This is a genomic window from Nocardioides sp. FY1077, assembly GCF_058681775.1.
On record NZ_JBZWDB010000003.1, the window covers coordinates 532,683 to 553,990 of the forward strand.

A 21,308-nucleotide genomic window follows, 5' to 3' on the forward strand; every position below is an offset into this window, starting at 1 on the left:
GACGGGCGTTTCGGTGCGGGATCAATCGTTTCAGGCGCCTCAGGCCACGAAGACGCACGTCCCGTCGACCCAGGTCGACACCACGCGCGCCTCCCCCACCTCCTGCGGCGGTCCCAGGAACGGGTCGCGGTCGAGCACCACGAGGTCGGCCACGGCGCCCACCGCGACGGTGCCGGCCCCGACGTCGTCACGGTGGTTCACCCACGCGCTGCCCGAGGTGTACGCCGCCATGGCGGTGGTCAGGTCGAGGGCCTGCTCGGGCAGGAACTGCTCGTTGCCCCCGCGCCCGGCCTCGCCGCGCGCCCACCGGTTGACCGCGACGTGGATCGCTTGGAGGGGGTCGGGCGTGGAGACCGGCCAGTCACTGCCGGCCACCAGCCGTGCGCCGCTGCGGTGGAGGTCCCCGAAGGGGTACTGCCACCGCGCCCGCTCAGGGCCGATGAACGGCAGCGTCAGCTCGAGCATCTGCTCGTCGAGGCAGGCCCACAGCGCCTGCACGTTGGCGGCCACGCCGAGCTCGCCGAAGCGGGCGACGTCGTCGGGGTGCACCAGCTGCAGGTGGGCCACGTGGTGGCGCCCGCGGCGGCGCAGGTCGTCGTCGAGGGCGGCGAAGGCGTCGAGGGCCTCGCGCACTCCCCGGTCGCCGATGCCGTGCACGTGCACCTGGAAGTCGGCGGCCGCCAGTGCGGCGACGTACGACACCAACGCGCGGGGGTCGACGAAGGAGTGCCCGCTGTTGACGGTGGCGTGGCCGCAGCGGTCGAGGTACGGCGCGGTCAGCGCGGCCGAGCCGTTCTCGGCCACGCCGTCCTGCATCACCTTCACGCTGGTGGCGCGGAACCGGCCGTGGCTGTAGGCCTCGCGGCGCGCCACGAGCTCGGGCAGCTGCTCCAGGCCGCGCTCGCGGTCCCACCACAGCGCGCCGACGACGTGGGCGGTGAGGTCGCCGCGGCGGGCCGCGCGCAGGTACGTCGGGCCCGGGTCGTCCATGCCGGCGTACGCCCCGATGATGGCGTCCTGCCAGCCGGTCACCCCGACCGAGTGCAGGTAGGCCTGGCCGGCCAGCAGCGCGGCGTCGTACTCCGCCTCCGAGACCGGCGGCAGGTGGCGGGTGACCACGCCCATCGCCGCCTCGTGGAGGGTGCCGGTCGGCCGGCCCCGGGCGTCGCGCTCGAAGCGCCCGTGGGGCGGGTCAGGGGTGTGCGCGTCGACGCCGGCCAGCCGCAGGGCCGCGGAGTTGACCCAGGCGCCGTGGTGGTCGCGGTTGGGCAGCAGCACGGGCCGGTCGGGCACGACCGCGTCGAGGTCGGCGGCGCTCGGCGTGCCGCCGGGGAAGGCCGCCATGGCCCAGCCGCCGCCGAGCACCCAGGGCAGGTCGGGGTGCGCGGCGGCGTACGCGCCGACGGCGTCGAGGTACTCCTCCCGCGTGCGCAGCGCGGACAGGTCGCAGCGCACCCGCTCCAGGCCGCCCTGCACGGCGTGCACGTGGGCGTCGACGAACCCCGGGGCGAGCAGCCCGCCGGCGAGGTCGACCACCTGCGCCCCGCGGGGCGCCGCGCCCCCGACCTGCACCACCACGCCGTCGCGCACGACGACCGCGCCGACGTCGCCGCGGTGGTGGTGGCCGTCGAAGAGCTGGCCCCGGACGAAGGCGGTGACGGTCATGGCTGCAGTGAAGCAGACCCCGCGGGGTCGCTGCGGAGCGTCTCGGGACGACGGATTCGGTGTCGTTTCGCGCTGAACACCACCGATTCCGCTTGCACGAGCGCCTGTCGCAGCCGCATCATGGCGACATGCTCCCCGACTACGACCACCTGCAGCAGGCCGCCAAGGACCACCTGTGGATGCACTTCACCCGCCACGGCTCCTACGCGTCGGCCGACGTGCCGATGATCGTGCGCGGCGAGGGCGCCTACATCTACGACGCCAAGGGCCGCCGCTACCTCGACGGCCTCGCCGGGCTGTTCGTCAGCCAGCTCGGCCACGGCCGCACCGACCTCGCGCAGGCCGGCGCCGCGCAGGCCGCGGAGCTGGCGTTCCACCCGCTGTGGTCCTACGCCCACCCGAGCGCGGTGCGGCTGGCCGAGCGGGTGGCGGCGTACGCCCCCGGTGACCTCAACCGGGTCTTCTTCACCAGCGGCGGCGGGGAGGCCGTGGAGAGCGCGTGGAAGCTGGCGAAGAACTACTACAAGCTCACCGGCCGCCCGATGAAGCACAAGGTGATCAGCCGCACCATCGCCTACCACGGCACCACCCAGGGGGCGCTGTCGATCACCGGGCTGCCGGCGCTCAAGCAGCAGTTCGAGCCGCTGGTGCCCTCGACGTTCCGGGTGCCGAACACCAACGCCTACCGCGCGCCCGCCCACGCCCTCGGTCCCAGCGGCGACGACGTCGAGGCGTTCGGCCGGTGGGCCGCCGACCAGATCGCGGTGGCGATCGAGAACGAGGGTCCCGACAGCGTCGCGGCGGTCTTCCTGGAGCCCGTGCAGAACGCCGGCGGGTGCTTCCCGCCGCCGCCCGGCTACTTCCAGCGGGTGCGGGAGATCTGCGACCAGTACGACGTCCTGCTGGTCTCCGACGAGGTCATCTGCGCCTTCGGCCGCCTCGGACACATGTTCGGCGCCGAGCGCTACGACTACCAGCCCGACATCATCACCTGCGCCAAGGGCCTCACCTCGGGCTACGCCCCGCTCGGCGCGATGATCGCCTCGGACCGGCTGATGGAGCCGTTCCTGCACGGCTCCGAGTGGTTCGCCCACGGCTACACCTTCGGCGGCCACCCCGTCTCCTGCGCCGTGGCGCTGGCCAACCTCGACGCCTTCGAGAACGAGAAGGTGCTCGAGCACGTGCGGGCCAACGAGGGCGGCTTCCGCGCCACGCTGGAGAAGCTGAAGGACCTCCCGATCGTCGGCGACGTCCGCGGCGACGGGTACTTCTACGGCATCGAGCTGGTCAAGGACCGCGACACCAAGGAGTCGTTCGACGACGAGGAGAGCGAGCGGCTGCTCTACGGCTTCCTCTCCAAGACGCTGTACGCCGAGGGCCTCTACTGCCGCGCCGACGACCGCGGCGACCCCGTCATCCAGCTCGCTCCCCCGCTGATCTGCACCCAGGAGCACTTCGACGAGATGGAGCAGATCCTGCGCACCGTGCTCGAGAAGGCCTGGACGCACATCTGACGCCGTGCCCGCACGCGCGCCTCGGTGGTCGACGGCGAGGTGTGCCGGGGCAGGTTCCAGCGCGGGCTGCGGAGGTTGCGACACGGGCGCTGCGCGCCCTGCCGACCAACGAGCCCCGCCTCGTTGGTCGAGTGCCGAGGAGCGCCAGCGACGAGGTGTATCGAGACCACGCGACCGTCCGCTGGGACGCGACCCAGAGCGATTACCAGCGCAGGCTGCGGGGGCCTCGACACGGGCGCTGCGCGCCCTGCCGACCAACGAAAGGGACGGGCGCTGCGCGCCCTGACGACCACCGAACGGGGGGCCGGGTCAGGTGAGGGCGCGGGAGCGGCGGCGGCTGGCGAGCTCGGCGGCGACGACGATGGCCACCGAGAGAGCGAACATGACGGTGCCGACGACGTTGACCTGCATCGGCACCCCGCGCTGGCTGGCGCCCCAGACGTACATGGGGAAGGTGAGCTCGGTGCCGGCGTTGAGGTTGGTGATGATGAAGTCGTCGAAGGACAGCGAGAAGCTGAGCAGCGCCGCGCCGAGGATGCCGGGGAAGACCAGCGGGAACGTGACGCGCCAGAAGGTCTGCCAGGGCGTGGCGTAGAGGTCCATGGCGGCCTGCTCGAGGGAGTCGTCCATGCCGGCCAGGCGCGAGCGCACCGTCACCACGACGAACGACAGGCAGAACAGCACGTGGGCGATGAGGATCGTCCAGAAGCCCAGCTGCCCGGAGAAGCCCGACGCCACGAACAGCGCCAGCAGCGACGAGCCCAGCACGATCTCGGGGGCGGCCATCGGCAGGAAGATCAGCAGGTTGGACGCCGAGCGGCCGCGGAAGTCGTGGCGCACCAGCGCGAACGCCGCGAGCGTGCCGAGCAGGGTGGCGCCGAGGGTGGCCAGCACCCCGATGCGGATGCTCACCCACAGCGACTCGCACATCGAGGCGTCCTCGCACGGGTTGGCCCAGTTGTCGAGGGTGAAGGACTGGAAGGCGTAGACGTTGCGGGTGCCCTCGTTGAAGCTCATCAGCACGACGACCGCGATCGGCACGAACGTGTAGAGCAGCACGAGCAGGCCCAGCAGGAGCACGAGGTGCTCGCGCAGCCAGCGGCCAGCGGACGCGGAGTTCACAGCAGCTCCTCGGTGCCGGCGCGGCGCACGTAGATCAGGACCAGGACGACGATCAGCACCATCAGCACCATCGACAGCGCCGCCGCCGAGGGGTAGTCGCCGGCGTCGGTGAACTGGCCCTGGATGACGCTGCCGATGACCCGCTGGTTGGGGCTCCCGAGCAGCTGGGCGTTGATGTAGTCACCCGACGCCGGGATGAAGGTGAGCAGCGTCCCGGACACGACACCGGGCAGCGACAGCGGCCAGGTGACGCGCCAGAAGCCGACGAAGGGCCGGGCGTAGAGGTCGGCGGAGGCCTCGATCAGGCGGTGGTCGATCTTGTCGATGCTGGCGTAGAGCGGCAGCACCATGAACGGCAGGAAGTTGTAGGCGAGCCCGGCCACCACCGCCACCGGCGTGGCCAGCAGCCGGCCGTCGTCACCGAGCAGGTGCACCGTCTGCAGCGCGTCGACGACGAACCCGTCGTCGGCCAGGATCAGCTTCCACGACAGGGTGCGCAGCAGGAAGCTGGTGAAGAACGGCGCGATCACCAGCACCAGCAGCAGGTTCTTCCACCGCCCCGCCTTGAACGCGATCGCGTAGGCCAGCACGTAGCCCAGCACGAGGCAGATCAGGGTGGCGGCGGCGCCGTACATCAGCGCACGCAGCAGCGGCTGCCAGTACTCCCCCAGCGCGTCGACGTAGTTGCCGACCTCGTAGGTCATCTCGTAGCCGCGGAAGTCGGAGCCGCTGGGGTCGTACAGGCTGGTGGCGGCCAGCGAGTAGAACGGCACCACGAAGAACAGTGCTAGCCACACCACGGCCGGGGCGAGCAGGAGGTAGCCGGTCAGGCCGCGACGGCGACCGGTCGGGCTGCCGGGGTCGAGGGGCTCCTCGCCGCCGGCGTCGCCGTCGTCGGCGCGGGTCGACGTCGGCGGCGGCTGCACGCCCGCGGCGCTGGCCATCAGCGCCCGTCCCGCTGCGCGCCGGCGGTGGCGTCCTGGGCGGCGTCGAGGAGGAAGGCGTACTCGGGACGCCACGACAGCTCGACGCGCTCGCCGGTGGCGAACATCCGCTGGCGCCCGGTGTTCTGCGCGAACACCTGGAGCTCCTGGCCCCACGGCATCCGCACGAGGTACTGCGTGCTGACGCCGTTGAAGCTGACGTCGGTGACGACGCCGCCCGGGATCGTGTTGCCCGGGGCGTCCAGCTCGGCGCCCTCCTCGCCGATCAGCACCTTCTCGGGCCGGATGCCGATCCAGCCGGCGTCACCGGTGGTGTGGGTGCGGGTGGACGGCACCGACACGGTGATGCCGTGCATGTCGACGGTGGTGACGTCGGCGGCGCGCGCGATCACCCGGCCGGCGACGAGGTTGGACTGGCCGAGGAAGTTCGCCACGAACGTCGAGCGCGGGTTCTCGTACAGCTCGGCCGGGGCGCCCATCTGCTCGATGACGCCGGCGTTCATCACGGCCACGGTGTCGGCCATCGTCATGGCCTCCTCCTGGTCGTGGGTGACGTGGACGAAGGTGAGCCCCACCTCGGTCTGGATGCGCTTGAGCTCGATCTGCATGCCCCGGCGCAGCTTCAGGTCGAGGGCGCCCAGCGGCTCGTCGAGCAGCAGCACCTTCGGCTGGTTGATCAGGGCCCGGGCCAGGGCCACCCGCTGCTGCTGGCCGCCGGAGAGCTGCGCCGGCTTCTTGCGTGCCTGCGAGCCGAGCTCGACGAGGTCCAGCATCTCCGCGACCCGGGTCTTCACGTCGCCGCCGCCACGGCGGCGCAGGCCGAAGGCGACGTTCTCGAAGATGTCGAGGTGCGGGAAGAGCGCATAGCTCTGGAAGACGGTGTTGACCGGACGCCGGTAGGGCTTGGCCCAGGTGATGTCGTCCTCGCCCAGCGAGATCGTGCCGCTGGTGGGCGTCTCCAGCCCGGCGACCATCCGCAGCGTGGTGGTCTTGCCGCAGCCCGAGGGCCCCAGCAGCGCGAAGAACGAGCCGGCCGGCACGTCGAGGTCGAGCGCGTCGACGGCGGTGAAGGTCGCGAAGCGCTTGGTCACCGCCCGCAGCCGCAGCCCGTCGTACGCCGCGCCGTCCGCGGCGCCAGCAGCGCCGGCCACGCCAGGGGTGCCGGTCGCGCCGGCCGTCGTCCCGGTCCCGTCAACCACCTGTGACATCGGCCCACTCCCCTTCGTACTGCGCGGTCTGCTGGTCGTCGAGCGGCATGAAGCCGAAGGTGGCGGCGAGGGAGTCCTCGCTGGGGAAGATCAGCTGGTTGTCGACCAGGCTGGGGTCGATCGCCTCCATCTCCTCCTGCGCGCCCTGCACCGGGCAGATGTAGTTGACCCACGAGGCGAGCTTCGCGGCCACCGCCGGCTCGTAGTAGTAGTCGATCCAGGCCTCGGCGTTGGCGGTGTGGGTGGCGAGGTTCGGCACGATCATGTTGTCGCTCCACAGCGCCAGCCCCTCCTCCGGCGTGACGAACTTGATGTCGGGGTTGTCGAACTGCAGCTGGATGACGTCGCCCGACCACGCCTCACAGGCCACGACGTTGCCGGCGGCGAGGTCCTGCACGTACTCGTTGCCGGTGAAGGCCCGCACGTGCCCGTCGGAGACCACCTGGCGCAGCCGGTCGATCGCGTCGGCCCAGGCGTCGTCGTCGAAGTCCTCCGGGTCCGACCCGGTGACCTTGAGCATGAACGCCATCGTGTCGCGCATCTCGGTGAGCAGGCTGATGCGGCCCTTGAGGTCGGGGCGGGAGATGAGCTCGGCGAAGCTCTCGACGGGGTCGGTGCGGCTGGCGTCGTAGGCGATGCCGGTCAGGCCGGTCTGCCACGGCGCGTGGTACTCGAGGTCGGGGTCCCACTGCAGGCCGCGCAGCGGCTCGATGAGGTTGGCGTGCAGGTTCGGCACGCGGTCACGGTCGAGCGGCTGGACCCAGCCCAGCCCGATCATCCGGGCGGCCATCCAGTCGGTCAGCATGATCATGTCGCGGTCGATCGGCTCGCAGGTGCCGAGCTGGTTGCGCACCTTCGCGTAGAACTCGGCGTTGTCGTTGACGTCGTCGGTGTAGTCCACGGCGATGCCGGTGCGCTCGGTGAACAGCTGGTAGGTGCCGTTCTTGTTGCCGCGCGGGTCGATGTACTGCGGCCAGTTCGAGATCACCAGGCGGGCCTCGTCGGCCGAGACGTCCCGCGCCCGGCAGGTCATCGGGTCCTGGGCCGCACCGGCCACCTCGAAGACCGGCAGCTTGAGCGCCGCCACGCTGGCACCGCCCACGGCGAGGGCCCCGCCGCCGCGCAGCAGCGTGCGGCGGGAGAACAGCCCGGTGGGGCGGGGACGGGGCGAGGCCATGACGCTCCTGTCTGGACGGTCCGGCACGGGCAGGTCATCGGATGGTGCCACGCACACCGCTCGGCGACAAGCGATCCGGTCGAGCCGAAACCTTCTCGCAACGAAATCGTGCGTTTGGCCGGGCCGAGTCCACGCATGCGGACGGCTCGGGGGGTACCTTGCGGGGCATGAACCGCAAGCCCGGTCGGGCCGTGCCCCACCTCGACGACGTCTCCAAGGCCATCATCGAGCAGCTGCAGCAGGACGGCCGCCGCTCCTACGCCGCGATCGGCAAGGTGGTGGGCCTCTCCGAGGCCGCCGTGCGCCAGCGTGTGCAGCGCCTCACCGAGAGCGGGGTCATCCAGGTCGTCGCCGTCACCGACCCGCTCCAGCTCGGATTCCCGCGCCAGGCGATGGTCGGCATCAAGGCCACCGGGCCGCTCGAGCCGGTGGCCGACGCCCTGGCGGAGATGCCCGAGGTCGACTACGTCGTGATCACCGCCGGGTCCTACGACCTGCTCGTCGAGGCCGTCTGCGAGTCCGACGAGCACCTGCTCGAGCTGCTCTCCACCCGCATCCGCACCGTGCCCGGCGTCGTGGCCACGGAGACCTTCATGTACCTCGAGCTGCGCAAGCAGACCTACTCGTGGGGCGTGCGCTGAGCACCGGGGGCGGCACCGGCACCGGCGGCCACGAGGCGTACGCCGGGCTGTCGCTCTGGCACGCCACGGCCGACGACGACTGGACGCCGCGCGCGCCGCTGCCCGGTGACACCGACGCCGACGTGGTGGTGGTCGGCGGGGGGCTGACCGGGCTCTGGACGGCGCACTACCTCGCCGAGGCCGACCCCACCCTGCGCGTGGTCGTGCTGGAGGCCGAGGTGTGCGGGTACGGCGCGTCGGGGCGCAACGGCGGCTGGTGCTCGGCGCTGTTCCCCGCCACGCTGCCCACGCTCGCGGCCCGCTCGACGCGTGGGGACGCCCTGCGCCAGCACCGCGCGATGCGCGACACCGTCGGCGAGGTGCTGCGGGCCGCCCGCGAGGCCGGCGTCGACGCCCGAGTCGCGCACGGCGGCACCGTGGTGGTGGCGCGCACGGCCCCCCAGCTGGCGCGGGCCCGCCACGAGGTGGCCGAGGCACGCGCCTGGGGGCGCGACGAGGACGACCTGCGGCTGCTCGACGCCGGTGAGGCGCGCGCCCTGCTCGGGGCGACCGACGTGCTCGGGGCGACGTACACCCCCGACTGCGCGGCGCTGCACCCCGCGCGGCTGGTGCGGGGGCTGGCGCGCTCGGTGGAGCGGGCCGGCGTCCGCGTGCACGAGGGCACCCGGGTGACCCGCATCGAGCCGGCGCGGGCCGTCACCGCCCACGGCACCGTGCGCGCCGACGTGGTGGTGCGCGCCACCGAGGGCTACACCGCCCACCTGCCGGGCCTGCGTCGGGCCGTGGCGCCGGTCTACTCGCTGATGATCGCCACCGAGCCGCTGCCGGCGCAGGTGTGGGAGGAGATCGGGCTGGCCCGCCGCGAGACGTTCAGCGACCACCGCCACCTCATCGTCTACGGCCAGCGCACGGCCGACGACCGGCTGGCCTTCGGCGGCCGCGGCGCGCCGTACCACCTCGGCTCGCGCACCCACCCCTCCTTCGACGCCGACCGGCAGGTGCACGCAGGGCTCTGGGCCGCGCTGCTCGAGCTGTTCCCGGTGCTGCGGGGCTACACCGTCACCCACGCCTGGGGCGGCGCGCTCGGCGTGCCGCGCGACTGGAGCGCGTCGGTGGGGCTCGACCGCGCCACCGGCCTGGCCTGGGCCGGCGGGTACGTCGGCGACGGCCTGAGCACCACCAACCTGGCCGGACGCACGCTGCGCGACCTCGTGCTGGGCCGCGACACCGACCTCACGACGCTGCCGTGGGTCGGGCACCGCTCCCCCGCCTGGGAGCCGGAGCCGCTGCGGTGGCTCGGCATCAACGCCGGCCTCGCCGCCACCACCTGGGCCGACGCCGAGGAGCGGCTCACCCGCCGTCCCTCGCTGCTCGCCCGGGCCATCGCGCCCCTGCTGGGCTGACCTCGTCCCACCGCGCACCGCACCGCACCGCACCGGGCACCGCGCCCCGGGCGTGGGCGGGGCCACGTCGGGAGCGGCCGCGCCCCGGGAACAGCAGCCCCCGGGAGGGCGGTTGACCCGGGGTCCCGCCCGACGAAAGGAAACCCCCACCCATGTCGGTCCTCCCCCGCCCCGGCGGCGGTCCCCGCCCGCGCGAGGACGTGCCCGCCGCGGCACCGACCTCGACCACCACCGCTGCCGCTCCGGCCACCGCGGAGGCACCCGCCCCGCAGGCCGGCATCGTGCTGGGCGGCCTGCTGGCCGCGGCGGCGCTCGGCGCGGTGATCTTCGCCCGCTCCGGCCAGACGCCCACGATCCTGTTCGCGATCGGGCTCTCGCTGGGCTTCGTGCTGTTCCACTCCCGCTTCGGCTTCACCTCGGCGTGGCGCCAGCTGGTGGCGGTGCGCCAGGGCCAGGCCCTGCGCGCCCACATGCTGATGCTGGCCGTGGCGTGCACCCTGTTCGCCCCGATCCTGGCGACCGGCGTCTCCTTCGGCGGCGCCGCGCCCACGCCGAGCCTCGCGCCCATCGGGTTCGGCCTGTTCGTCGGCTCGTTCCTCTTCGGCGTCGGCATGCAGGTGGGCGGGGCGTGCGCCTCGGGCACCCTGTTCGCGGTCGGCTCCGGCCAGAGCGCCATCCTGCTGACCCTGCTCGGCTTCGTGGTCGGGTCGGTGCTCGCCGCCCGCACGTTCACCTTCTGGACCGACCTGCCCTCGTTCGCCCCCGTGTCGCTGGCCGACACCCGAGCCGGGTACGCCGGCGCGCTGGTGGTCTCGCTGGTCGCGATGGCCGGCGTCGTGGCGCTCACCCGACGCGTCGCCCGCGGACGCTCCGTGCCGGCGATCGACCGCCCGCCCGTGGCCCACGGCGTCGCCCGCGCCGTGCGCGGCTCCTGGCCGCTGTGGGTCGGCGCGCTGCTGCTGGCCGGGCTGAACGCCCTGACGCTGCTGGTCTCCGGCGGCGCCTGGGGCATCACCTTCGCCTTCTCCCTGTGGGGCTCGAAGGTGCTCGACGTCGTCGGCGTCGACGTGCTGGGCTGGTCGTACTGGACCGACCCGGCCAACCTGGCGAAGTACCAGGCCGGGGTGCTGGCCGAGAAGACCTCGGTGATGGACCTCGGCATCGTGCTGGGCGCCATGATCGCGTCGGCCGCCGCGGGCTCGTGGGTGCTGCACCGCCGCATCCCCGCCCGCCTCGCCCTCGGCGCCGTGCTCGGCGGCATCGTGATGGGCTACGGCGCGCGCATCGCCTACGGCTGCAACATCGGCGCCTACTTCGGCGGCATCGCCTCGTTCAGCCTGCACGGCTGGCTGTGGGGGCTGACGGCCCTGGCCGGCACCGTGGTGGGCCTGAGGCTCCGGCCGCTGTTCGGCCTCGGCAACCCCCGGCCGACCGACTCGGTCTGCTGAGCCGAGACCCGCGAAAACCCGTTGCGGCGCCCGCCGCCCGGCCACGAGAGTGGTCGGGCACGGGCGCCGCTGGCGTCCACCGACGAGAGGAGCGACGACATGGCCACGACCGTCCTCGGCCTGCCCGCAGCCCGTCCCCCTCTCCCCGATGGAGCACCCACCAGCGATGTCGTCCGACACCGAGCAGCACCCGCCCGACCCGCACGTCCCCGACCCCGGGCCTGACACCGGCCACGCCACCGGGCCCGACACCGACGCCGTCCACCCGGCGTTCCGCTTCGACTTCCACGCCTACGACGACCCCGACGACGACTCCCAGCGCTGGAGCACGTGGTGGGACGTCGACCCGCTGTGCCGCGGGCCCGAGCCCCGTCCCGACTGGGTGGTGACCTCCCACGGGGCGGTGGACACCGACCTCGGCGTCCTGAAGACCGGCAAGGAGGCCGACGTCTTCCTCGTCGAGCGGGAGGACCCCGCCGCGCCCGGCACCGGCGTGGTGATGGCCGCCAAGCGCTACCGCAGCAGCGAGCACCGCACCTTCTACCGCGCCACCACCTACACCGAGGGCCGCACCACCCGCCGCAGCCGCGACGAGCGGGCGCTGAAGCGCGGCAGCACCTACGGACGCCGGGTCGCCGCCGGTGAGTGGGCCGGCGCGGAGTGGGACGCGCTGCGCCGCTGGTGGGGGCTGGGCCTGCCGGTCCCCTACCCCGTGCAGCTCGACGGCACCGAGATCCTGATGGAGTGGGTGCACGTCGACGGGCCCGAGGGGCCGCAGACCGCGCCGCGGCTGGCGCAGCTGCGCCCGTCGCCGGCGCTGCTGGCGTCGTACTGGGAGCAGCTGCGCGACACCATGGCCACGATGGTGCAGGCCGGCATGGTGCACGGCGACCTGTCGCCGTACAACACGCTCGCCGCCGGTGAGCGGCTCGTGGTCATCGACCTGCCGCAGGTCGTCGACCTGGTCGGCAACCTGCAGGGCATGGACTACCTGCAGCGCGACTGCACCAACATGTGCCGGTGGTTCACCAGCAAGGGGCTGGAGGTGGACGAGCACGCGCTCTTCGCCGACCTGCTGGCCCACGCGTTCTGAGGCCCGCGTCGTGGCAGTAGCGTGGCCGGGTCCTCCCCCCGCCGACCCGAGGAGCCCGGCCGTGCTGCTCTACGACGCCGTACGGCGCCGCCGTGACACCCGCCGCGAGTTCACCGGCGCGCCCGTGGCCGACGACGTGCTGACCCGGGTGCTCTCGGCCGCGCACTGCGCCCCCAGCGTGGGCATGTCGCAGCCGTGGGACTTCGTGCTGGTGCGCGACCCGGCCACGCTGTCGGCCTTCCGCGACCACGTGGCCGAGGAGCGGGAGCGCTTCGCCGCCACCCTGACCGGCGAGCGCGCGGAGACCTTCGCCCGGATCACGGTCGAGGGGATCGTCGACGCCGGGCTCGGGGTGGTGGTCGGCCACGACCCGCACCGGGGCGGGCCCGCGGTGCTGGGGCGCCACACGATCGCCGACACGGGGCTCTACTCGGTGTGCCTGGCCATCGAGAACCTGTGGCTCGCCGCCACCGCGGAGGGCCTGGGCGTGGGGTGGGTGAGCTTCTACCGCGAGGAGGTGCTCGCCGACCTGGTGGGCCTGCCCGCGCACGTGCGGCCGGTGGCGTGGCTGTGCCTGGGCCACGTCTCGGCGCTGCCCGACGTGCCCGACCTGGAGGCGGCCGGCTGGCGCCACCGCTCCCCGCTCGCCGACGTCGTGCACACCGAGCGCTACGGCGTGCGCACCGTGGCTGCGGGGGCCGTCGCCGGGGGCGGTGCGCGATGAGACGCCACCTCGGGCGCACCGTCGACGTCGCCACGCTCGACGACCTCGACCACCGCCTCGACGCCGGCGCGGCCTCGCTGGCCGGCTGGCGGGTGCGGTCGCTCGACCTCACCCGACACGGAGAGCGCCTGGCCGGCAGCCGCGTCGGCGGGGCGCTGTTCCTGGGCTGCACCTTCACCCCCGGCGACGCCGAGCGGCTCGCCGCCGCCGGCGCGCTGGTGCTGCCGACGATGGGCGACGTGCCCCTCGACGTCTACCGCTCCGGGCTCTACGCCGCCGCCGAGCTCTACGACACCCCGCGCTACGAGGACTCCCTCGACGCCCGCGCCTACGCCTGGTCGCAGCAGGACGGCGGCCCGGAGGCGTCGCTGGCCGTGGCGCTGCACGACCACGCCGTCGACGACGCGCTCGCCTCGTGGGTGCACGACCGGCGCCTGGTCGGCGTGATGGGCGGGCACGCCCTCGAGCGCGGCCAGCCCGGGTACGCCGCCGCCGCCCGGCTCGGCCACCTGCTCGGCGCCTCGCTGACCGTCGCCACCGGTGGCGGCCCGGGCGCGATGGAGGCGGCCAACCTCGGGGCGCGGCTGGCCCGCCGGCCGGTCGCCGACCTGGAGGCGGCGCTGGCGTCCGTGGCCGCCGTGGCCTCCTACCGCCCCTCGGTGCAGGCGTGGGCCGACGCCGCCCGCGCCGTGACCGACCTGCCCGACCCCGTGGACACCCTCGGGATCCCGACGTGGCACTACGGCCACGAGCCGCCCAACGTGCTGGCCACCGCCATCGCGAAGTACGTGCGCAACGCCACCCGGGAGGCGGTGCTGCTCGAGGTGTGCGACGCCGGCATCGTCTTCCTGCCCGGGGCCGCCGGCACCGTGCAGGAGGTGTTCCAGGACGCCTGCGAGAACTACTACGCCGACGCGTCGTCGGTGGCCCCGATGGTGCTGGTCGGGGTCGACCACTGGACCCGCGCGGTGCCGGCCTGGCCGCTGCTGGAGTCGCTGGCCCGCGGCCGGGACATGCCGGTGGCGCTGGTCGACACCGTGGAGGAGGCCGCCGCGGTGGTGCTCAGCCGGCCAGGCTCGGGCTGAGCCCGCGCCGGGCCGCGACCACGTCGCGGTAGTGCTCGACGAGGGCGGCGTTGACGGCCGCCCACGAGCGGCCCTCCACGCTGGTGCGCGCGTCGCGACCCATCTGCTGGCGCAGCGCGGCGTCGGTGAGGCGGTCGACGTACGCCGCCAGGTCGTCGGCGTCGCCCGGCACGTAGAGGAAGCCGCTCACCACGTCGGTGACCACGTCGATCGGGCCGCCCGAGCGCGGCGCGACCACCGGGACGCCGGCGGCCAGGGCCTCCTGGGCCGACTGGCAGTAGGTCTCGTGGCGCCCGGTGTGCACGAACACGTCGAGGGTGGCGTAGACGCGGCTCAGCTCGTCGCCGTGCAGCACGCCGAGGAAGCGGGCGCCGGGCAGCAGCTCGCGCAGCCGCGGCTCCTCGGGGCCGCCGCCCACCAGCACCAGCTGGTAGCGGGGGTCGGCGTCGAGGCCGGCGAGCAGCTCGAGCTCCTTCTCGGGGGCCAGCCGGCCGACGTAGCCGACGACGAGGCGGCCGTCGGGGGCCAGCTCGCGGTGCAGGTCGCCGGAGCGCCACCGCGGGTGGAACGCCTCGAGGTCGACCCCGCGCGGCCACAAGGCGGTGGCCGGCACGGCGAGGTCGCGCAGCTGGCGCAGGCTGGCCGTGGACGGCGCCAGCGTGCGGTCGACGCGGCTGTGGATGCGGCGGGTGAGCCGGGCCATCGCGCGGGTGCCGCCGGCGATGCCGTAGCGCTCGGCGAAGCCGACCAGGTCGGTCTGGTAGATCGCCACGACCGGGATGCCGAGCTCCTCGGCGGCGCGCACCGCCTGGTGGCCCAGCGTGGCCGGCGAGGCGACGTGGACGACGTCGGGGTCGAAGCGCAGCATCACCGCACGCAGCCGGCGGCGGGTCTCCAGGCCGATGCGGAAGTCGGGGTAGAACGGCAGGCTCGCCCCGCGGGCGAGGGTGATCGGGAAGCCGGCGTACGACGCCGGGCCGGTGGGGGCCACCAGCTCGGCCTCGTGGCCCTCGGCCTCGAGGTGCTCCAGGACGCGACGCACCGAGTTGGTGACGCCGTTGACCTGGGGGAGGAACGACTCGGCGACCACGAGGACGCGGAGCTTCTCGGTGGGGGCGGGGGTGGTCGGGCGCAGCCTGACGAGCGTCGACATGGGGGTGACGCTAAGGACGCGGGAGCAACGCCCGCCCAGCCCGTGGTGGCCGACACGTGAACCGTGCGTGCCCATCTGGCCCCGCCCGGTCCCGGTTTCCCGGGTCCGACCGGGCCGACCGGGCCGACCGGGCCCGCCGGCGCCGCGGGTGTGGTGTCGTGGTCACCCATGGCCACCTCCCGACGCGTCGTCCTGCGCACCTCGCTGGCCGGCGCGGCGGTGGCCGGGGCCGGCGGCGCGGCGTGGTGGCGCTGGGGCGGCCCCGAGGGTGCGGGCCCCGGCGCCGGCCCGGGCCCCGGTACGCCGGGCGCCCCGCAGCCCGCCACCACCCTCGACGGGGTGCTGCTGCCGGGCCCGCCCGGTGCCGGTGGCTACCGCGGGGTCGTGGTGGGCCCCGGCGAGCCCCACGTGCTGCGCACCGACCTCGGCGCCCGGCCCCGGCCGGGCCGAGCAGGACGCCGGCGGGCGCTGCTGGCGTTCGTGCACCTCAGCGACCTGCACCTGCTCGACGCGCAGTCGCCGCTGCGGGTGGAGTGGACCGACCGCTTCGAGGACGCGCCCCCCGACGCCGCCGCCCCGCCGGGGGTGTTCGCCGCGGCGTACCGACCCCAGGAGCCGCTGACCGTGCAGGTGGGCGAGGCGATGGTGCGGGCCGTGGTGGCGCTGGGGCGCGGCCCGGTGACCGGCGCCCCGCTCGCGCTGGCGGTGCAGACCGGCGACAACGCCGACAACGCCCAGCTCGACGAGGTGCGCTGGGGCATCGACCTGCTCGACGGTGGCGAGGTCGTGCCCGACTCCGGCGACCCCGGCCGCTGGGAGGGGGTGGCCGACGCCGACGCGTCGACGTACGACCCGGCGTACTGGCACCCCGACGGCACGCCCGCCGGCCTCGACGACGACCGTCCCCGCGCCGACCTCGGCTTCCCCGTCGTGCCGGGCCTGCTCGACGCGGCCCGGCGACCGGTCGCGGCCACCGGCCTCGGCCTGCCGTGGATCACGGCGTTCGGCAACCACGACGCGCTCGTGCAGGGCAACCTGCCGACCACCTCGTCGCTGGTGGAGACCCTGGCCACCGGCGGCTTCAAGGTGGTCACCCCGCCCGACGACGTCGGACCTCCCGACGTGCTGGACGCCCTCGATCGCGGCGACCTCGGCGACCTGGCCGGCCGGCTGCTCGCCGCACCCGGCACCCGCCAGGTGACACCCGACCCCGCCCGCCGTCCGCTCGGACGCGCCGAGCTCGTGGCGGAGCACTTCACCACCACCGGCACCCCCGTGGGGCACGGGTTCACCGCGCGCAACCGGGCCGAGGGCACCGCGTGGTACCGCCACGACGCGGGGCCGCTCACGTTCCTGGTGCTCGACACCGTCGACCCCGCCGGCGGGAGCAGCGGGTCGCTCGACCGCGCCCAGGCCGCGTGGCTGGCCCGCGAGCTCGACGCGCTCGACGCCGCCGGCGACCGGGTGGTCGTGGTCGCCGGCCACCACGACTCCACCTCGCTCGACAACGACCGCGTCGTGGCCGGCGAGGGTCCGCGGGTGCTGGGCGACGCCCTGCTCGCCCTGCTGCTCGCCCACCCGTGCGTGGTGGCCTGGCTCGACGGGCACACCCACACCCACGCCGTCCGGGCCCACCGCCGACCGGACGGCGGCGGGCTGTGGGAGGTCACCACCGCCTCCCACGTCGACTGGCCCCAGCAGTCGCGCGTCGTGGAGGTGGCCGACAACCGCGACGGCACCCTGTCGCTGCTCTGCACGCTGCTCGACCACCACGGACACCTCGACCACGGGCTCACCGACGCACGGACCGACCACGCCGCCCGCCTCGACGACGTGCTCGCCCTCGCCGGGCTCGCCCGCGAGCTGTCGGTCAACGACTGGCACACCCGCCCCGGCGACCGTCGCGGCCCGCCCGACGCCCGCAACGTCGAGCTCGTCGTCGCCGACCCCCGCCGCTGACCCTCGGCCCCCTCCCCCTTCGACGCGCCAGCTGTTCGTCGGTCGAGGGCGCGCAGCGCCGTGTCGAGACCCCTGCCGGACGACGTACCAGCGCCGGCTGCGGAGGTCTCGATACACCTCGTCGCTGGCGTGGTTCCTGAGGAGCGAGCGCAGCGAGCGTCTCGAAGGGCTCCTCGGCACTCGACCAACGAGACCTCGGTCCTTCGTCGGTCGAGCAGGGCGCGCCGCGCCCGTGTCGAGACCCACCACCGGAGCTCGTCGTCACCCGACCGACGACGTGGTCGGTTCGTCAGCCGGTGAGGGGGACGGCGTAGGAGCGCTCCTGGCCGTGGGCGGCGAAGCCGGCGCGGCGCAGGATCGGTCCGGAGGTCTCGACCCGGCCCTTGACCAGCGCCATCGTGGCGCCGTGGGCCAGGGCGTAGGCGAGGCGCTCGGCGAGCAGGGTGCGGTAGACGCCGCGGCCGCGCTGGTCGGCCACCACCGCGCCGCCCCACAGGCGGGCGACGCCGTCGACCAGGCTGAGGCCGCCGCTGCCGACCGGGCGGCCGTCGCGGTAGGCGACCACGGCGCCGCCGTCGCCGTCGCGCAGGTCGGTGACCGCGAGCGCGGCGTAGGCCGCGACCTCGTCGTCGGGCGGCACGTGCCCGCCGAACACCTCGGCGCCCACGGCGAAGGAGTCGCGCGCGGTGGCCTCGTCGACGGCCCAGCGCAGCTCGAGGCCGGGCGCCGGCTCGGCGCCCAGGTCGGGCGGCGCGCCGGTGGGCGACAGGTCGAGGGCGAGGACGTCGAGCGTCTCGTCGAGCGCCCCCCCGCGCTCGAGGAGCAGGTCGGTGAGCCGGCCGGGGGCGTCGAGCCTCACCCAGCAGACCACCTGCTCCACCACCCCGGGCACCGCCTCGGCCCGGGCGGCGGCGAGCGCCTCGTCGAGGGTCGCCGCGACGTCGTGGCGCGCCGTGACCGACACCAGCTCGAGGGGGTGCTCGAACCAGTCGGGGAAGCGCACCAGCAGCCACCCCTCGCCGGCGATGCGGCGGGCGTTGGCCGGCACCCAGACCCACGCCGCCGAGGCGGCGGCGACCTCCGCGTCGGTCAGCGGCACGGCGGTGGCTACTCGGCCGCGGCCAGCTGGCCGCAGGCGCCGTCGATCTCACGGCCGCGGGTGTCGCGGACGGTGGTGGGGATGCCCTTCGCCTCCAGGCGGCGCACGAACTCACGCTCGTCGGCGGGGTCGGAGGCGGTCCACTTCGAGCCGGGGGTCGGGTTCAGCGGGATCAGGTTCACGTGCACCCAGCCCCAGTCGCCGTAGGAGCCCAGCACGTCGCCGAGCAGGTCGGCGCGCCACGCCTGGTCGTTGATGCCGCGCATCATGGCGTACTCGATGGACACCCGGCGCTTGGTCTGGCGGGCGTAGTCCCACGCCGCCTCGACCGTCTCGGCCACCGACCAGCGGGTGTTGATCGGCACCAGCTCGTTGCGCAGCTCGTCGTCGGGCGCGTGCAGGCTCAGCGCGAGGGTCACCGGGATGCCCTCGGTGGTGAGCTGGCGCATGCGGGGCACCAGCCCGACCGTGGAGACGGTCACGCCGCGCGCCGACATGCCGAGGCCGTCGGGGGTGGGGTCGACCAGCCGTCGCACGGCACCGATCACGGCCTTGTAGTTGGCCAGCGGCTCGCCCATGCCCATGAAGACGACGTTGGAGACGCGACCGGGGCCGCCGGCCACCTCGCCGCGGGTCATCGACCGGGCCGCGGCCACGACCTGCTCGACGATCTCGGCGGTGCTCATGTTGCGCTGCAGGCCGCCCTGGCCGGTGGCACAGAACGGGCAGGCCATGCCGCAGCCGGCCTGGCTGGAGACGCACACCGTGGCGCGGTCGGGGTAGCGCATCAGCACCGACTCCACGAGGGCCCCGTCGAACAGCTTCCACAGCGTCTTGCGCGTGGTGCCCTTGTCGGCCTCCAGGGTGCGCAGCGGCGTCATCAGGTCGGGCAGCAGCGTGGAGACGAGCTCGGCGCGCTGCCCGGCCGGCAGGTCGGTCATCTGCTCCGGGTCGTCGACGAGCCGGGCGAAGTAGTGGGTGGACAGCTGCTTGGCGCGGAAGCCCGGCAGGCCGTGCTCCTCCAGCAGCGCCTTGCGCCCCGCGGCGTCGAGGTCGGCGAGGTGGCGCGGCGGCTTCTTGCGGCCCCGCGGCTCGTCGAAGACCAGCGGAAGCGACAGCGCACCCTCCGGCGCGCCGGCGCTCACTGGCGACACCGGAGCAGCCGAAGGGGCGGCCGACGGGTCGCTGGGCGGGACGGCGGAGGAGTCAGGGGCGGGGGTCTGGGACATCAGGCCACCGATTCTCCCACCCGCGGCCCGAGACGACGAACCTGCGGGCCGCGGGACGTCGTCAGCTCAGCGGCACCACGTCGGCCGCACCGAGGCGGGCGGCGTCGGCGGTGGCGTCGTCGGGCATCTGCTGGCTCTCGCGCTCGGCCTCGACCCGCTTGCGGTAGTGGTCGATCTCGACCGCGCGCTGCTCCTCGCTCCAGCCGAGCACGCCGCCGACGAGGTCGGCGACCTCCTCGGCCGCGCCGACCCCGCGGTCGAAGCTCTCGATGGAGAGCCGGATGCGCCGGGTCAGCACGTCGTCGAGGTGACGGGCGCCCTCGTGGCTGGCGGCGTACAGCGCCTCGACCCGCAGGTAGTCCGGAGCCCCGGCCAGCGGCCGGCCCAGCGAGGGGTCGTCACGCACCAGGTCGAGCAGCTCGTGCACCAGCGAGCCGTAGCGTCCCAGCAGGTGCTCGATCCACACCTCGTGCAGCCCGGAGGCCTCGGCGAGCACGTGGCGGGAGTTGACCAGCGCCTGGTAGCCCTCCGCCCCGAGCAGCGGCACCTTGTCGGTGACCGACGGGCCCACCACCCGGTCGAACTGCGACGACAGCCCGAAGACCGCCTCGTCCACGGCGTCCTGCGCCATGATCCGGTAGGTCGTGTACTTGCCGCCCGCCACCACCACCAGGCCGGGCGCGGGGTGGCCCACGGCGTGCTCGCGGGACAGCTTCGAGGTGGCCTCCGACTCCCCCTCGAGCAGCGGGCGCAGCCCGGCGTAGACCCCTTCCACGTCGGCGTGGGTGAGCGGCGTCTCGAGCACGGCGTTGACGTGGTCGAGCAGGTACTCGATGTCGGCCCGGCTGGCCGCCGGGTGGGCCTTGTCGAGGGCCCAGTCGGTGTCGGTGGTGCCGATGATCCAGTGCCGGCCCCACGGGATGACGAACAGCACCGACTTCTCGGTGCGCAGGATCAGCCCGACGTCGGAGCGGATGCGGTCCTTGGGCACCACCAGGTGGATGCCCTTGCTGGCCCGCACGCGGAACTGGCCGCGCTGGCCGCCCAGCGACTGCGTCTCGTCGGTCCACACGCCGGTGGCGTTGAGCACCTGCTTGGCGCGGATCGTGACGGTGGTGCCGGCCTCGAGGTCGCGCACCACCGCACCGGTCACCCGCTCGCCCTCGCGCACCAGCTCGACCACGCGGGCGCGGGAGGCGACGTGCGCGCCGTACGCCGCGGCGGTGCGGGCGATGAACATGGTGTGGCGGGCGTCGTCGACCTGCGCGTCGTAGTACTTCAGCGCCCCGACCAGCGCGTCCTTGCGCAGCGACGGAGCCAGCTTGCGGGCGCCGCGGCGGGTGAGGTGCTGGTGCAGCGGCACCCCGGCGCGGCCGGAGACCCGGCTCATCGCGTCGTACAGCGCGACGCCGGAGCCGGCGTAGAAACGCTCCCACCCGCGGTGCTGCAGCGGGTAGAGGAACGCCACCGGCTTCACCAGGTGGGGGGCGAGCTCCTGCAGCAGCAGCCCACGCTCCTTCAGTGCCTCCGCGACCAGGCGGAAGTCGAGCATCTCCAGGTAGCGCAGGCCGCCGTGCACCAGCTTGCTGGAGCGGCTGGAGGTGCCGGAGGCGAAGTCGCGCGCCTCCACCAGCCCCACCTTGAGGCCGCGGGTGGCGGCGTCGAGGGCGCTGCCGGCGCCCACCACGCCCCCACCGATGACCAGGACGTCGAGCTCCTCGGCCGCCATGGCCTGCAGGGACTGCTCGCGGAGCTCGGGTGACAGGGCGACGGACCTCATCGGGGGTGATCCTCTCGGGCGGGACGGTGGCGCGGGCGGTGGCGGGGGTCGTGCGGGCCGGCCG

17 protein-coding genes are annotated in these 21,308 nt (G+C 74.4%); 8 read left to right on the top strand and 9 right to left on the bottom strand.

Annotated elements, in window-relative coordinates; translation table 11 throughout:
- Nucleotides 1–39 precede the first annotated feature (39 nt).
- Entirely contained in the window at nucleotides 40–1,665 is a 1,626-nt protein-coding gene (locus AC4OR8_RS12045) for an amidohydrolase (RefSeq protein WP_492165800.1), read from the bottom strand.
- Between the two features lie 128 nt (nucleotides 1,666–1,793).
- Between AC4OR8_RS12045 and AC4OR8_RS12050 the strand changes: the two genes are divergently transcribed.
- Nucleotides 1,794–3,179, top strand: coding sequence for an aspartate aminotransferase family protein (locus tag AC4OR8_RS12050; protein ID WP_492165801.1), 1,386 nt, complete (start codon nucleotides 1,794–1,796; stop codon nucleotides 3,177–3,179).
- 309 nt (nucleotides 3,180–3,488) lie between these two features.
- Here AC4OR8_RS12050 and AC4OR8_RS12055 read toward each other — a convergent pair whose 3' ends face one another.
- From AC4OR8_RS12055 to AC4OR8_RS12070, 4 genes are read right to left on the bottom strand one after another with little or no spacing between them, the layout of a single operon-like run.
- A complete protein-coding gene (locus tag AC4OR8_RS12055; RefSeq protein WP_492165802.1) occupies nucleotides 3,489–4,301 on the bottom strand; it encodes an ABC transporter permease in 813 nt (270 codons plus the stop codon).
- Nucleotides 4,298–5,245: an ABC transporter permease gene (locus AC4OR8_RS12060; RefSeq protein ID WP_492165803.1), complete on the bottom strand. Its 948-nt coding sequence runs from the start codon at nucleotides 5,243–5,245 to the stop codon at nucleotides 4,298–4,300. Before AC4OR8_RS12060 ends, AC4OR8_RS12055 begins: the two co-directional genes overlap by 4 nt.
- Nucleotides 5,245–6,453: an ABC transporter ATP-binding protein gene (locus AC4OR8_RS12065; protein WP_492165804.1), complete on the bottom strand. Its 1,209-nt coding sequence runs from the start codon at nucleotides 6,451–6,453 to the stop codon at nucleotides 5,245–5,247. Before AC4OR8_RS12065 ends, AC4OR8_RS12060 begins: the two co-directional genes overlap by 1 nt.
- The gene (locus AC4OR8_RS12070) at nucleotides 6,437–7,630 is read right to left on the bottom strand and encodes a polyamine ABC transporter substrate-binding protein (protein WP_492165805.1); all 1,194 of its coding nucleotides are present in this window, start codon (nucleotides 7,628–7,630) and stop codon (nucleotides 6,437–6,439) included. The genes AC4OR8_RS12065 and AC4OR8_RS12070 overlap by 17 nt, the downstream gene beginning before the upstream one ends.
- Nucleotides 7,631–7,797: 167 nt before the next feature.
- Here AC4OR8_RS12070 and AC4OR8_RS12075 point away from each other — a divergent pair, with 167 nt between their 5' ends.
- From AC4OR8_RS12075 to AC4OR8_RS12100, 6 genes are all read left to right on the top strand, one after another.
- Complete coding sequence (locus AC4OR8_RS12075; RefSeq protein WP_492165806.1) at nucleotides 7,798–8,271, top strand: Lrp/AsnC family transcriptional regulator; 474 nt, start codon at nucleotides 7,798–7,800, stop codon at nucleotides 8,269–8,271.
- On the top strand, nucleotides 8,256–9,674 hold the full coding sequence (locus tag AC4OR8_RS12080) for an NAD(P)/FAD-dependent oxidoreductase (RefSeq protein ID WP_492165807.1): 1,419 nt from the start codon (nucleotides 8,256–8,258) through the stop codon (nucleotides 9,672–9,674). The genes AC4OR8_RS12075 and AC4OR8_RS12080 overlap by 16 nt, the downstream gene beginning before the upstream one ends.
- Before the next feature lie 152 nt (nucleotides 9,675–9,826).
- Entirely contained in the window at nucleotides 9,827–11,122 is a 1,296-nt protein-coding gene (locus tag AC4OR8_RS12085) for a YeeE/YedE family protein (protein ID WP_492165808.1), read from the top strand.
- Nucleotides 11,123–11,288: 166 nt separating this feature from the next.
- Nucleotides 11,289–12,215, top strand: coding sequence for a serine protein kinase RIO (locus AC4OR8_RS12090; protein WP_492165809.1), 927 nt, complete (start codon nucleotides 11,289–11,291; stop codon nucleotides 12,213–12,215).
- Nucleotides 12,216–12,276: 61 nt separating this feature from the next.
- Nucleotides 12,277–12,939 (top strand): 5,6-dimethylbenzimidazole synthase, encoded by a 663-nt coding sequence (gene bluB, locus AC4OR8_RS12095; protein WP_492165810.1) that lies wholly within the window; start codon nucleotides 12,277–12,279, stop codon nucleotides 12,937–12,939.
- Nucleotides 12,936–14,024, top strand: coding sequence for an LOG family protein (locus AC4OR8_RS12100; RefSeq protein ID WP_492165811.1), 1,089 nt, complete (start codon nucleotides 12,936–12,938; stop codon nucleotides 14,022–14,024). The genes bluB and AC4OR8_RS12100 overlap by 4 nt, the downstream gene beginning before the upstream one ends.
- Here the strand turns inward: AC4OR8_RS12100 and AC4OR8_RS12105 are convergent.
- Nucleotides 14,002–15,177, bottom strand: a complete 1,176-nt coding sequence (locus AC4OR8_RS12105) for a glycosyltransferase family 4 protein (RefSeq protein WP_492165812.1) — start codon at nucleotides 15,175–15,177, stop codon at nucleotides 14,002–14,004. The genes AC4OR8_RS12100 and AC4OR8_RS12105 overlap by 23 nt on opposite strands.
- A gap of 168 nt (nucleotides 15,178–15,345) precedes the next feature.
- Between AC4OR8_RS12105 and AC4OR8_RS12110 the strand changes: the two genes are divergently transcribed.
- Nucleotides 15,346–17,136, top strand: a complete 1,791-nt coding sequence (locus AC4OR8_RS12110; protein WP_492165813.1) for a TIGR03767 family metallophosphoesterase — start codon at nucleotides 15,346–15,348, stop codon at nucleotides 17,134–17,136.
- A 289-nt stretch (nucleotides 17,137–17,425) separates the two neighbouring features.
- Here the strand turns inward: AC4OR8_RS12110 and AC4OR8_RS12115 are convergent, their stop codons facing one another.
- The 3 genes from AC4OR8_RS12115 to AC4OR8_RS12125 all read right to left on the bottom strand — a co-directional run bounded on the left by AC4OR8_RS12115 (nucleotide 17,426) and on the right by AC4OR8_RS12125 (nucleotide 21,244).
- Nucleotides 17,426–18,235, bottom strand: a complete 810-nt coding sequence (locus AC4OR8_RS12115; RefSeq protein WP_492165814.1) for a GNAT family N-acetyltransferase — start codon at nucleotides 18,233–18,235, stop codon at nucleotides 17,426–17,428.
- 8 nt (nucleotides 18,236–18,243) lie between these two features.
- Nucleotides 18,244–19,464 carry a dual-specificity RNA methyltransferase RlmN gene (gene rlmN, locus AC4OR8_RS12120; protein WP_492165815.1) on the bottom strand — a complete coding sequence of 407 codons (1,221 nt, stop codon included), beginning with the start codon at nucleotides 19,462–19,464 and terminating at the stop codon, nucleotides 18,244–18,246.
- A gap of 61 nt (nucleotides 19,465–19,525) precedes the next feature.
- Nucleotides 19,526–21,244 (bottom strand): glycerol-3-phosphate dehydrogenase/oxidase, encoded by a 1,719-nt coding sequence (locus tag AC4OR8_RS12125; RefSeq protein WP_492165816.1) that lies wholly within the window; start codon nucleotides 21,242–21,244, stop codon nucleotides 19,526–19,528.
- Nucleotides 21,245–21,308: the final 64 nt, after the last annotated feature.

Excerpts from the sequence above, each read along its gene's own strand:
- rlmN (WP_492165815.1), bottom strand. The coding sequence starts at position 19,464 with ATGTCCCAGACCCCCGCCCCTGACTCCTCCGCCGTCCCGCCCAGCGAC.
- AC4OR8_RS12065 (WP_492165804.1), bottom strand. The coding sequence starts at position 6,453 with ATGTCACAGGTGGTTGACGGGACCGGGACGACGGCCGGCGCGACCGGC.
- AC4OR8_RS12075 (WP_492165806.1), top strand. The coding sequence starts at position 7,798 with ATGAACCGCAAGCCCGGTCGGGCCGTGCCCCACCTCGACGACGTCTCC.
- AC4OR8_RS12100 (WP_492165811.1), top strand. The coding sequence starts at position 12,936 with ATGAGACGCCACCTCGGGCGCACCGTCGACGTCGCCACGCTCGACGAC.
- AC4OR8_RS12110 (WP_492165813.1), top strand. The coding sequence starts at position 15,346 with ATGGCCACCTCCCGACGCGTCGTCCTGCGCACCTCGCTGGCCGGCGCG.
- AC4OR8_RS12045 (WP_492165800.1), bottom strand. The coding sequence starts at position 1,665 with ATGACCGTCACCGCCTTCGTCCGGGGCCAGCTCTTCGACGGCCACCAC.
- AC4OR8_RS12085 (WP_492165808.1), top strand. The coding sequence starts at position 9,827 with ATGTCGGTCCTCCCCCGCCCCGGCGGCGGTCCCCGCCCGCGCGAGGAC.
- AC4OR8_RS12105 (WP_492165812.1), bottom strand. The coding sequence starts at position 15,177 with ATGTCGACGCTCGTCAGGCTGCGCCCGACCACCCCCGCCCCCACCGAG.
- AC4OR8_RS12050 (WP_492165801.1), top strand. The coding sequence starts at position 1,794 with ATGCTCCCCGACTACGACCACCTGCAGCAGGCCGCCAAGGACCACCTG.
- AC4OR8_RS12070 (WP_492165805.1), bottom strand. The coding sequence starts at position 7,630 with ATGGCCTCGCCCCGTCCCCGCCCCACCGGGCTGTTCTCCCGCCGCACG.
- AC4OR8_RS12060 (WP_492165803.1), bottom strand. The coding sequence starts at position 5,245 with ATGGCCAGCGCCGCGGGCGTGCAGCCGCCGCCGACGTCGACCCGCGCC.
- AC4OR8_RS12125 (WP_492165816.1), bottom strand. The coding sequence starts at position 21,244 with ATGAGGTCCGTCGCCCTGTCACCCGAGCTCCGCGAGCAGTCCCTGCAG.
- AC4OR8_RS12090 (WP_492165809.1), top strand. The coding sequence starts at position 11,289 with ATGTCGTCCGACACCGAGCAGCACCCGCCCGACCCGCACGTCCCCGAC.